Origin of the sequence: Paenibacillus sp. PL2-23 (assembly GCF_040834005.1) — a bacterium.
GTDB lineage: Bacteria > Bacillota > Bacilli > Paenibacillales > Paenibacillaceae > Pristimantibacillus.
The window spans coordinates 4,251,116-4,263,518 of record NZ_CP162129.1 but is presented as its reverse complement, the minus strand read 5'-3'; the positions used below and the strand labels follow the sequence as shown (position 1 = coordinate 4,263,518).

The 12,403-nt window shown below is 57.5% G+C and carries 9 protein-coding genes; all 9 read left to right on the top strand.

All coding sequences use genetic code 11. The annotated features are described in order from the left end of the window. Window positions 1-5 precede the first annotated feature (5 nt). Window positions 6-887 (top strand): ROK family protein, encoded by an 882-nt coding sequence (locus tag AB1S56_RS18800; RefSeq protein WP_340871232.1) that lies wholly within the window; start codon window positions 6-8, stop codon window positions 885-887. A 65-nt stretch (window positions 888-952) separates the two neighbouring features. Beyond that, window positions 953-2,374, top strand: a complete 1,422-nt coding sequence (locus tag AB1S56_RS18795) for an aldehyde dehydrogenase family protein (RefSeq protein WP_340871275.1) — start codon at window positions 953-955, stop codon at window positions 2,372-2,374. A 142-nt stretch (window positions 2,375-2,516) separates the two neighbouring features. Continuing rightward, window positions 2,517-3,761, top strand: a complete 1,245-nt coding sequence (locus AB1S56_RS18790; protein ID WP_340871233.1) for a sodium:proton antiporter — start codon at window positions 2,517-2,519, stop codon at window positions 3,759-3,761. 140 nt (window positions 3,762-3,901) lie between these two features. Continuing rightward, entirely contained in the window at window positions 3,902-4,993 is a 1,092-nt protein-coding gene (locus AB1S56_RS18785; protein ID WP_340871234.1) for a hypothetical protein, read from the top strand. 22 nt (window positions 4,994-5,015) lie between these two features. Further along, complete coding sequence (locus AB1S56_RS18780; protein ID WP_340871236.1) at window positions 5,016-6,521, top strand: hypothetical protein; 1,506 nt, start codon at window positions 5,016-5,018, stop codon at window positions 6,519-6,521. Then, window positions 6,518-8,113, top strand: a complete 1,596-nt coding sequence (locus tag AB1S56_RS18775; protein WP_340871238.1) for a hypothetical protein — start codon at window positions 6,518-6,520, stop codon at window positions 8,111-8,113. Before AB1S56_RS18780 ends, AB1S56_RS18775 begins: the two co-directional genes overlap by 4 nt. A gap of 18 nt (window positions 8,114-8,131) precedes the next feature. Further along, window positions 8,132-9,391: a glycosyltransferase gene (locus AB1S56_RS18770; protein WP_340871239.1), complete on the top strand. Its 1,260-nt coding sequence runs from the start codon at window positions 8,132-8,134 to the stop codon at window positions 9,389-9,391. 14 nt (window positions 9,392-9,405) lie between these two features. Beyond that, on the top strand, window positions 9,406-11,493 hold the full coding sequence (locus AB1S56_RS18765; RefSeq protein WP_340871240.1) for a cellulose biosynthesis cyclic di-GMP-binding regulatory protein BcsB: 2,088 nt from the start codon (window positions 9,406-9,408) through the stop codon (window positions 11,491-11,493). Further along, window positions 11,474-12,340 carry a diguanylate cyclase gene (locus AB1S56_RS18760; protein WP_340871241.1) on the top strand — a complete coding sequence of 289 codons (867 nt, stop codon included), beginning with the start codon at window positions 11,474-11,476 and terminating at the stop codon, window positions 12,338-12,340. The genes AB1S56_RS18765 and AB1S56_RS18760 overlap by 20 nt, the downstream gene beginning before the upstream one ends. Window positions 12,341-12,403 lie beyond the last annotated feature (63 nt).

The following is a 12,403-nucleotide window of genomic DNA, read 5'->3' as shown; positions in this document are numbered from 1 at the left end:
CAAGCATGAGAATTGGAGCAATTGAAGCCGGCGGCACGAAGTTTGTGTGCGGCGTTGGCAATGAGAATGGCGTTATAGAAGACAGGGTCAGCTTTCCGACGGAGCAGCCGGAGCGGGTGATGGAGCAGGTGATGGCTTATTTCACCGGCAAGGATGTGCAAGCGATTGGCATCGGTACGTTTGGGCCCATCGATCTGAATCCGGAGAGCGATTCCTACGGCTGCGTCACAACGACGCCGAAGCCCGGCTGGTCAGGCTTTCCATTCCTTGATACGCTGAAACGGGCGTTTCCCGTCCCGATGGGCTGGGATACCGACGTGAATGCAGCCGCTTATGGGGAAGCGACCTGGGGGGCGGCGAAGGGGCAGGACAGCTGTGTTTATTTTACCGTGGGAACGGGCATTGGTATTGGCGTCTATGCCGAAGGAAGGCTCGTACATGGGCTGGTCCATCCGGAGGGAGGGCATATGCTGCCCAGACGGCATCCCGATGACGGCTATGCCGGGAGCTGCCCTTATCACGGCGACTGCCTGGAAGGCCTGGCGGCCGGACCGGCGATTGAACGGCGCTGGGGCGTGAAGGGCAGCGAGCTGCCGGCGGAGCATCCCGCTTGGGAGCTGGAAGCCTATTATCTTGGCCAGGCTGTAGCGACAGCCGTGCTGCTGCTGTCTCCTAAGCGCGTCATTATGGGCGGCGGCGTCATGCATCAGAAGCAGCTGCTGCCGATGGTCCGCGCCGAGGTCAGCCGCAGCCTGAACCAATATGTCAGCGCGGCGCCGCTGATTACCGGCCTGGATCAGTATATCGTGGCGCCGGCCCTAGGCGACAATGCTGGCTTGTGCGGCGCGCTGGCGTTGGGGCTGGCAGCCCTGGAGCGAAGCGTCTAGCTGCTTATAACAACGCCATGCAACTATTGGCGTCCATCTGACAGGGAGGAGGAAACGGAATGATCATGAAGAAACCGCTATGGATTGGCGGCCGGCATGTAGAGACAGCAAGCTATACGACGCTGTATGCGCCTTATTCCAAGGAAGCGATCGCCCAGATTGCTGATGGCGGGGCTGCGGAGGTCAGTCTGGCGATCGAGGCTGCTGGGCTGGCGCGGCCCGTTATGCGGGAGCTGCCCTCCCATAGACGTTCAGCCATCCTGGGGAAGGCAGCTCAGCTGCTCTCCGAGCGCAGGGAGGAAGCGGCGCGGCTAATCGCGCTGGAGGCGGCCAAGCCATTGAAGGCCGCATATGCGGAGGTAGACCGGACCATCCAGACCTATCAGTTCGCCGCAGAGGAAGCCAAGCGGATTCATGGGGAGACGCTTGCGCTGGATGCCGCGCCCGGCGGCGAAGGGCGCTTCGGCTATACGGTGCGCGAGCCGATTGGCGTGATCGGCGCGATTACGCCATTTAATTTCCCCATGAACCTCGTTGCGCACAAGCTTGGTCCGGCCTTCGCTGCCGGCAATGCGGTTGTGTTGAAGCCGGCGCCGCAGACGCCGCTCTCCGCCTTCTTCATCGCGGACTTGTTCGCGGAAGCGGGACTGCCGGATGGCGCGCTGAATGTGTTGACCGGCGATGGCAAGCTGCTGGGCGAAAGCATCGTAAGGGATCCGCGTGTCGGGGCCATTACCTTTACGGGGAGCGCCGGTGTCGGCGCGAGCATCCGCGCGATGGCGGGGCTTAAGCGCGTGACGCTGGAGCTGGGCTCGAACGCAGCGGTTATTATCGACGCAAATGCGGATTTGGATGCCGTGTCGGCGCGATGCGCGGTTGGGGCATTCTCCAATCAAGGCCAGGTTTGCATTTCCTTGCAGCGCATCTATGTGATGGAGAAGGTGTATGATGTCTTCGTCGAGCGGCTCGTTGCTGCTGTCGGCAAGCTGAAGGTCGGCGATCCTCTTGATCCCGATACGGACGTCTCCGCGCTGGTTGCGGAGCGCGAAGCGACGCGTGTATTGGATTGGATCGCGGAAGCGAAGGCGCTGGGCGCCGAGGTCGCTTGCGGAGGGACCCGGGAGGGCGGCGTTGTTCTGCCCACCGTGCTGCTGCATGTGCCCTCCCAAGCGCAGGTCTCCTGTAAGGAAGCCTTCGCGCCGGTTGTTGTTGTGAACAAGGTTGCCTCCATCGACGAGGCAATCGAGCAGGTGAACGATTCCTCTTTCGGCCTGCAGGCTGGCATCTACACAAGCGACTTGAAGACGGCCATGGACGCGGCAGAGAAGCTGCATGTCGGCGGAGTGATGATTAATGACATTCCGACCTTCCGTGTCGATCAGATGCCTTACGGCGGCGTGAAGGAAAGCGGACTTGGACGGGAAGGGATCAAATATGCAATCGAGGATATGACCGAGCTGAAGCTTGTGGTTATGAATCGAAGCTAGACGCGGCATAGGACGGCTGCAGCCAGAAGTTTGGGCTGCAGCCGTTTTTGGCGTGCAGGAACGATTTGACAATTTAAGCGTATAGGAAGAAGGTTTTGTTGTATAATCATGGATGGCAACTATTACGTTAGGAGGAGCAATCATGCATCACTTTAACGAAGTATTTATTCAAATTCTTATTCTGCTGGCCGTATCGGTCGGGGTTATTGCCATTTCCAAAAAAATTAACTGGCCTTACTCCGTCGCGCTTGTGCTGGTGGGACTATTGCTGGGCATCTTCCATATTCCGTTCATGGAGCAAGCGGAGGCGTATATTACCCAATCCCATGTATTCCAGTCTATTATTATTTCGTTGTTTCTGCCGATCCTGCTGGGGGACGCGACGCTGAAGCTGCCCTTCTCCCATCTGCGGGAGCAGAGCAAGCCTGTGCTGGGACTGGCGTTTATCGGCACGCTTGTATCCTTCCTGCTTATTGCCGCGGGCTCCTACTATTTCCTCGGTTTGCCGCTCGCGGTCGCCTTTACGTTCGCGGCGCTTATGAGCGCAACCGATCCCATCAGCGTCATCTCCATCTTCAAATCGCTCGGCGTGCCCAAGAAGATGGTCACCATTATTGAAGGGGAATCCTTATTCAATGACGGTATCGCGGTGGTGCTGTTCCAGATCTCTTCCATCTACCTGCTGACGTACGTCGAGATGGGCTGGGCCGGTGTTGGAGCGGGCTTCCTGCTGTTCCTGAAGTTTTGCCTGGGCGGCATTGCAGTCGGCGCGATAATGGGCTACCTTTTCTCGCAGCTTATTCGCATCTATGACGATTATCCGCTGGAAATCGCATTTTCGGCGCTGCTCTTCTTCGGCAGCTATTTCATTGCGGAGCATTTCCACGTGTCCGGCGTAATCGCCGTTGTGGTCAGCGGCCTCATCTTCGGCAGCTATGGCAAACGTATTGGCATGTCGGAGACAACCTCGCTGAACATCATTACATTCTGGGACGTCGTGACGCTGATCGCCAACTCTCTCATCTTCCTCATGATCGGTCTGGAAATTCGCAATATCGACTTCTCGGACAAGTTCGGTCTGATCGCGCTGGCCATCGCCATTGTGCTGATCGCCCGTACGATAGCGACGTTCGCGAGCCTTCAGCCGGTCAAGGGCTTCCCGAGCTCGTGGAAAGCTCTGCTGAACTGGGGCGGGCTGAAAGGCAGCTTGTCCATTGCGCTTGCGCTCAGCCTGCCGCTCAATTTCGAGGGACGCGACGATGTGCTCGTGCTGACGTTCAGCGTCGTCCTGTTCTCGCTAATTGCGCAGGGACTTACGCTGAAGCCGCTTATTCAGAGGCTCGGCATTAACAAGGAAGACCAGGAGACCAAGGCGCAGGCGGAATAGAGGAAGATTTTAACGACATAGAAATCCCTTGCGTTTGGCCTGCATGGCTGAACGCCAGGGATTTTTTGCATAGGAAGGGCATTCATAAGTAACTTTGGCGACAACTAGCTATACTAAGAACATTTGGCGGGAGGTGGCGTATGTTAACCAAATGGAAGGCAGCCGTCCTCATGGTGCTGCTATGTGCGATATTAGGCTGCGCGCCGCCGGAGAGCAGCGGCCAGTCGAATAAGGCGGCACCACCCTCGGATGCCGAAGCCAAGCTTCTGCAGTATGTGCTGTCCCAGCAGCTAGGCGAGGATGGCGTCTATACAAATCGGCTGGATACGGACCAGACGGCGGAGCTGGCTTCCGGACATGAGGTGCTGAGCGAATCCGCAGGCTTGCTGATGAGATATTACGCCAAAAGCGGCGATCGGGAAGCGTTCGAGCATGCGTGGCATCTGGCCAGGCGTGTATTCAACCAGAAGAGCGGATTCAGCTACCGGTACAGTCCAAAGCTAAATAAAAGATACAGCGTCAATGCCGCGGTTGACGACCTTCGATTGATTCGCGCTTTATACGAGGCTGCTGATGTGTTCGGGGAGAAGGCGTATCGAGCCGAGGCCGATAAATTCGGAGGGCGTCTCCTGATGCACAATGTCAAGGATCATCGCCTGTATGACTTTTACGATGAGCACTATGGGATGACCAACGACTTTATTACGTTATGCTACGTCGACCACTTTACGCTCCGCCAGGTGAAGGAAGCGAACAAGGAGCTTCGAGACGGGATGCTGGACCTCGTACAGCGTGGGTATCTATCCGACGAGTTCCCGCTGTACGAATCCCGATACCGATACGGCACGGGACAATATGAATCGGATGGAGGCATCCAGACGGTGGAGTCGCTGCTGACCGTGCTGTCGCTGGCCGAAATCGGTCAGCAGAAGCCCGCGAGCGTGGCGTATGTGAAGGCGCGGGTGGAGGAGGATACGCTGTTCGGCCGCTACACCCGGAGAGGCGAGCCCTTAACGGATGTTCGTTCAACGGCGCTGTATGCGCTTGCCGCCTTGATCGGGCACGAGGTTGGCGATGGGGAGCTCTACACAGCGTCAATCCGGAGAATGGAGGCATTCCAAATCCAGGACCCTGGAAGCCGCCTGTATGGGGGATTCGGCGATCCCGCAACGGGACAGGCCTATTCATTCGACAATCTGATGGCTCTGCTCGCTTATGCCGCGAATCGATAAGACAGAAGGAAGGAGAGATACCATGATCATCCGTCCCGGCACCTGGAGCCTTGCGAGGCAAGCTGCTGCCAGCCTCTCGCGCCGCGTCACACCGGCAATGCTGGCCGCAATGGCATTGGCCGCAATCGCTTCGGCTGCGCTATTCGTGAAGCCATTTATCGGGATGGCGGACAACGGGGATTTCTACCGGATCCTGTATGGGAACGGCTTATATTTCAGCGCGCCGGATTACGCCGGGCAATATTTTGGCTATTTCGTGAAGGGATTCGGCATTCTGCAGCATTACAACGAACACGCGGCGGCCATTCTGTCCTCGCAGTCGCTGTTTATTCGCTTGGCGGTCTGGCTGAACACGCTGCTCTATTCTCCGTCTACGTTCGATATTCGATTCCAGGGCGCGCTCTATTTGGCGCTGTATATGGGTGCCGTCTATCTGCTGGTCGAAAGCGTCACCTGGCAAATGCCTCGCGCGAGGGGCAACATGATAGCTTTGCTGGCTGTGCTGCAGTTCGGCGACACCGGATATACGGCATACTTTCATTCGTTCTACGGGGAGAGCGTCGTTCTCATAATGTCGGTCTTCATGGCGGCATCGGGGCTGCTCCTTCACCGGAGAAGGTACAACGATTACGCGCTGCTGGCTTTATTCGTTGCAAGCGCGCTTCTGTTAACGACGGCCAAGCAGCAGAACGCTCCGGTCGGGGTGATCGCAGCCGTTGTGGGCATCGCCCTGCTGCTGCTAAGCCGGACGAAGGTGTTCCGAATAACCGCGCTTACGTCCCTGTTGCTGCTGCTGGCAGCGGGAATCGGCGTGTACGCCCTTATTCCTCAGGAATTCGTGAACATTAACCAATATCATGCCATGACAAGAGGGCCGCTGATGACCTCCGGCAATCCGGAGGAGGCGCTGGCGTTCTTCGGGATCGACGAGCAATACGCGATATTGGCAGGAGGGCTCTACTACGAGCGGTATCCCACAATCGACGTGAATTCACCCCTGCTGGAACAAGGCTTCTACAGCCAATACGGCTTCTTCTCCATCCTGCGCTATTACCTCGCGCATCCGCCCGAAGCGCTGGACATGCTGCGGCTGGCGGCCAGACACGCGTTCACTATCAGGCCGGAAGCGATGGGCAATTTCGAGCTGTCGGAAGGAAGGGCGTTTCGCGAGCATACGCACTTCTTCACCCTGTACAGCTGGTTCAAAAGCAGGGCCTTGCCTAACACCTTCGGCTTTATCGTCATATGGGCGATCGTTGTGCTGGGCTTGTACACGCCTTCCTTCCTGACCGCTGTCAGAGCCAAGGATTACCGCAGCGCCCTGAAGCTCCCGATTCTCCTTATGCTGATGCTTATCGGCTTATCCAGCATGGCCGTCTCAGTGATCGGGGCTGGCGATGCCGATCTGGCGAAGCATGAGTTCCTGTTCACGGTGTCGTTCGATCTGGTGCTGTTTGTTGGGCTTGCGGATCTGATCCGAACCCGAAGCCTTGCGATACGGGCCTTCAGCAGGAGGAGCGCAGGATGAGGGGGGCACTATGGGCGAAAATATTCCTACTGACCTTGACAGCAGCCATCGTCCTGCCCAGCATGCTTCCGCTCGCGCCGCAGGCTGCTTCAGCCCAGGCAGCGGAGCTGCCACCGCCATATGTGCTGGTGCTGTTCGACAGCATGGCAGCCGGCACGCCGTGGGAGGGGAATGTCGAAGCGATGCTTCGCGTCTTAGCGTCTCTGGGCGTGCGCTCCAAGCTGCAGCGGGCTGCTGTCGTAAGGGAAGGAGAGCTGTCGGATTACGATGGCGTTATTGTGATGTCGAACAGGGCTGGAGAGGAAGGGAGGGTGCCGCCTAATGTTGCGCGTGAATTAATGGGCTATCAAGGGCTGTACCTCCATACCGGCTACCACATGCCGGAGCGCTTTGCGCAGCAGCTCAAGCTGCAGACGGCGATGTCTGGGGCGGAGCAGGCGCGGTTGACCATTGGCCCGCTTAAGGAGGCTCCGCTGACTGACAGCGCAGAGCCCATACCTTATATTGGGGCAGCAGAGGGAGAAGCCATCGGTGAGCTGGAATGGCGGGGCTCCGGCGTATCGGCGCCGTTCGCCGTGCTGGACAGCCGCAGCGGGGTCGCCTATACGCCGTCGTTCTTCGAGGGCGCTGCAGCCGAGCTTGCTATGGCTTATACGCTGCAGAGCTGGCTGGGCATCTCCGAAGGGGCCGGACAAGGCAAGCTGTATCTGCTGTTCCACGATATTTATCCCTTCAGTGAACAAGCCTTGCTGCTGGCGGGAGCGGACGGCTTGTACGAGGCCGGTATTCCCTTCATATTCAGCGTGCGGCCCGTATTCGCCAATACCGAATACCCCGCCATGCGACGGTACCTGGAGACGCTGAAGTACGTGCAGGCCCGCAATGGCACTATTTTCACCGAGGCTCCCGTCGTCTCAGAGGCGGCGGGCATGGAGACAAGCCCGCTTCAGACGAGGATGGAGGGCTTCATCGACCTGCTGGCGGAGAGCCGGATCGTACCGCTTGGCATTGGAGTGGATGCTGGCCGCTATCTGAGGAACGAGGATGAGTTGGCGGATGGGATGTTTTTTTTCGAATCGGCGGCTCTCTATAGGGGTGACCATGATGCTTATGCGCTGGAGCATCCGGGCAGCAACGAAGCGTTTCCCGGCTCCGTGCTGTGTGTGGAGTGGAGCGAGCTGGCGCCCTATTGGGACGATGCTGGATTCCGGCGGCTGCCGGTGAATGTCGCGATTGTGCAGGGCATCTGGCAGAACGAGAGGGAGCTGAAGGCTTCGCTCGACCAATGGAAGCGCAGCTGGCTTCTATTCGACGATTTCAAGAATGGCTCCCATTGGACGCGAACGGAGAGACATGCCATGCATTCGCTGAATGGGGTGCTGGCCATCAATGGCCAGCCCATAGGGCTGAATGACACAATCAAGCCGGTGAGCGAGAACTATGCTTATAAGGAAACGGAGCGCAAGAGCCTTCAGCGCTGGTTCTCCGCTCAGAATACGATCTATTTGGCCATTATCGGCTTCAGTCTGATTCTGTTCGGGGTATTTCTTACACTGGGCATACAGCTGTATCGGCGCAAATTCATGAAATGACAAGGAGGGCATGGGGAGATGACGACTGCCGATATATTGATGGTTCTGGCTGTCTTCTGCATATGGAGCCTGCTGCTGGTCAACATTGCCCTCATCATCGCAGGGTATGTCTATTACATGGAGGGAGAGGTCATGCCGGAGCCCTCTCTGCCGTGCAAGGAAGGCGATGCTCCCTTCGTCAGCATCATGGTGCCGGCTCATAATGAAGGCAAGGTTATTATTCCGACTGTAGAATCGCTGCTGGCGCTGGATTATCCTCGGGATCGATACGAAATTATCGTCATTAACGACAATTCCTCGGATGACAGCGCAGCGCTGCTGGGGAGCCTTCAAGCGAAGCATCCTTACAGAAATTTGATCATTATGAATACGGACGCTGTTACCGGCGGCAAAGGCAAGTCCAACGCGCTTAATATCGGCTTCGAGAGAAGCCGGGGGGAGCTAATAGCGATCTACGACGCGGACAATACGCCTGAGCGCACCGCGCTGCGATATCTGGTCGCGGACCTGATGCGTGACGAGAAACTCGGCGCCGTGATCGGCAAGTTTCGCACGCGCAACCGGAACGCCAGCCTGCTTACCCGATTTATAAATATTGAGACGTTATCCTTCCAATGGATGGCGCAGGCTGGCAGATGGAAGCTGTTCAAGCTGTGCACGATACCGGGCACCAACTTCGTCATGAGGCGAAGCATCGTTACCCGGATCGGAGGCTGGGACGTCAAGGCGCTGGCGGAGGATACGGAGATCAGCTTCCGCATCTATCAGATGGGCTATCGCATCAAGTTTCAGCCGAAATCCGTCACATGGGAGCAGGAGCCCCAGACGGTTAAGGTCTGGTTCAAGCAGCGGACGAGATGGGCGAAGGGGAACATTTATGTCATTGTCAAAAACATTCCAATGATCTTCCAGCGCGGTGCCAACGTTGTGCGATTCGATATTGTTTATTTGCTGGCGGTCTACTTTCTGCTGCTCACCTCGCTGATCATTTCCGACAGCTTGCTGGTGCTGCACGCGCTTGGCTACGTCCACACGACAATCGCAGGCTTTAGCGGCCTGCTGTGGACGCTGGCTGTCGTGCTGTTTATTCTCGGGACGTTTATTACGCTGACGACGGAGAAGGGAGAGCTCAATCTCTCCAACCTGTGGCTCATTATGCTGATGTATGTGACCTACAGCCAGCTGTGGATGGGGGTCGCCGCCTGCGGGCTGTACCAATACGTGAAGGACACGCTGTTCAAGCGGGAAGCCAAGTGGTACAAAACGGAACGTTATTAGAGAGGAGATTGGCCATGGATCGTCCAATGATGCGGGGCGCGCGGAGATATGCCCTGTGGCTGGCGGCAGCTGTTCTGCTGCTTGCGCTGACAGGGGAGCGAGTGAGCGCCGATAAGCTTCCAATTATGCTGTCGGAAGAGGACTGGTCGCTTGCCGGACCTTATGCGTCCAGTCAGAGCAGCTTCCTCATTCCGGATTATTGGCGGGTGAGACAGGCAACGCTCAGCCTGGAATATACGGTGACAGAGCTGGCGAGGCGGGACCGCTCCAGCGTTACGTTGATGATGAACGGAGCGCCCTTTCATTCCTTCCGGCCGGCTGTGGACGGACAATCGCGGCAGCGGCTGGAGGTGATGGTCCCTCGCGAGCTGCTTCGGCCCGGCTCTAACCTGTTCACGGTGCAAGGAGACATCCGCACCCGTCCAGTAGAAGCGATATGTGAGGATGAGGGAAATCGCGACAACTGGCTGCGGTTTTACCATACAGCCTCGATCGGAATCGATTATGATAGGCAGCCGGTTGACGGCACGATTCGAGGCTTCGCGAAGCGATTTGGCGGTCTTGAAGCGCTGGCGGGGATGGAGAGCGCCGTAGTGGTTCCGGATGCCGCCAAGCCTGCCGAGCTGGAGGCGGCAGCCTACGCCATTGCGGGCTTGGCCAAGGCTGCTATGCTGAAGGACAAGCCTGTCGAGCTGCTGCAGCTGTCGGAGGGCCAGTGGCTCGCGAAGCCGCTGAGTGTGGTTATCGCCTTGCGCGGGCAACTGCCGGGGGAGCTAAGCTCACAGCTGGAGAGTCGGGACTGGAGCAAGGAAGCGGTGCTTCAGCTGATGGAGCAAAGCGGCAGGCTTGTATTGGTTGTGACGGGAGAGGAGCCCGAGCTGCTTGTGAAGGCGGGCAGGCTGCTTGGCAACCCGGAGCTTGTGGAGCAGCTGGATCGGCGGACGGCGGTCGTATCGGCAGAGACAGCCGTAGATACGCCTCAGGTTGTCATGAACCGTGCCATGGCGCTGACGGAGAATGGCGAGCTTATAACAGGAGCGCGTCATCAGGAGCGGAGCTATTATATCCCGCTGCCCGCCAATCGGACCCTTGCGGAGGCAAGCAAAATAAGGCTGGATTTCCGCTATGCGCGCAATCTGGACTTTGATCGTTCCATGGTGACGATTCGGGTAGGCAACAAGCCGATCGGCAGCAAGCGGCTGAGCGAGGAGCTTGCAGACGGCGATTCGTTAACGCTGCCTATACCGTCCAATCTGAATGTAAGGGGCAATTTTGCGGTGACCGCCGCCTTCGACCTGGAGCTTGAGGGCGATTATTGCTTGCCGCCGGTGGAGGAAATGCCATGGGTTTATATTGACAGCACCTCGATGCTGCAGCTGAATACGAAGGACAATACGGAGCTCCTGTTCAATCATTATCCGTATCCCTTCCTGCGTGATGGCTTGTTCCACCGAATCGCGGTAGCGCTGCCGAGGGAGCGAACGGCCGAGCTGTATGCCTCCATCGGTCACATATTCAGTCTTCTCGGCCAATATGCGGAGGGCAATTCGGGGGAGATCAAGTTTCTGGACGACGACTCGCCATCCGACAGCTGGAAGGATCGGAACATTATCGCCATCGGAAGCTTTCGGGACAATGCGCTGATTCGTCAAAATAATGACAAGCTGCACTTTCGCTACGACGGGGAGGGACGCTACTTCCATTCTAACGAAAAGCGAAGCCTGGATGCCCAATACGGCTCCGCGCTGGGCTCGCTTCAGCTCCTCCCTTCTCCCTATGAGGCTGGGCATGCGCTGCTTGCTGTAACAGGTCCGGACGATGAGCGGATCAGGCAAGTGTCTCTGCTGCTGGCGACCGAGAAGGAGCGGGGGAAAGTATGGGGCGATGCGGTGCTTGCCGACAGGGACGGCCTTGTGAGTCCTTACCGCTTCCAGCTCCCCGCTGAAGCTGCGCCGGAGCGAGCGCTGGCTAGCGTGCTGTCACGCTCGGACGCCGTTCCGTTCCTCGTCTCGGCTGGACTGGTGATTGCGCTGGTGCTGCTGTCGCTTCTGCTTATGGCGCGCAAATATCGGAGGAAGCGGGGTGGGAGCGGTGAAGCGTAGACATGCGGGTGGCCTCCTGTCCGACAGCGGCTTTCTCTTGTTTGTTGTCCTTTGTTTTGCGGGAATCCTGTTTGTGTCGAGCGATCAAGCGTATTTTTTGCAAAATATAGTGCTCCTGAACGCCGCGTTTATGATTGCGATTCTCGCTTATTTCATCAATATTACGACAGGGCTCATTCTGAACATGCTGTTTCTGTTCGGGTATGGCACCTATATGCTGTATCGGATCATCGCCATCGGCGACACGGTGGAGTCTGAAGCTTATTTCTGGTTGATCATGCCGCCGCTCTATACGGCCGCGATATGGCTGTTCTCGCTTGGGACGAGACGGCTGCAGAGGGACAATGAGGCGCTCCAGCAGGCGAACAGCCGGCTCGCCACGATGGACCAGGAGACCCATCTGCGCACCGCGATGATCTTCCAGAAGGACGCGGCTGTCTTCATGGCGCTGTCCACACGGTATCAAATTCCGCTCACGCTGCTGGTCATGCAGGTGCGGTATTGGAATGAGGTGCGGCGGCTGATGAGCAGCGAGCAGCTGACGGAGGTGCTGTCCGATCTGTCCGAGCTTAGCCAGACCAGCATCCGGGACAATGACGCGCTTTATATGCTGGACAACGACCAAGCCACATGGGGGCTTCTGCTGTTCACGAATGCAGAGGGAGCGGCTGTAGTGGCGGAGCGGATCAAATCGAATGTGGCCGCGTTCAACAGACGGGAGGAATCGAGCCCATATATTGCGGAGCTGCAGCTGCGCATCGGTCAATATACGTATGATTCCGAGACGGTAGTGTCTTCCTTTGATTGGATTGAGAAGGCATCCAAGCAGCTGGAGTATGATGTATAGCAGCAATAGGCAACGATTCCTTTGATTTCACCGGCTGTTATAGGTAAGATAAGGGGAACGAAC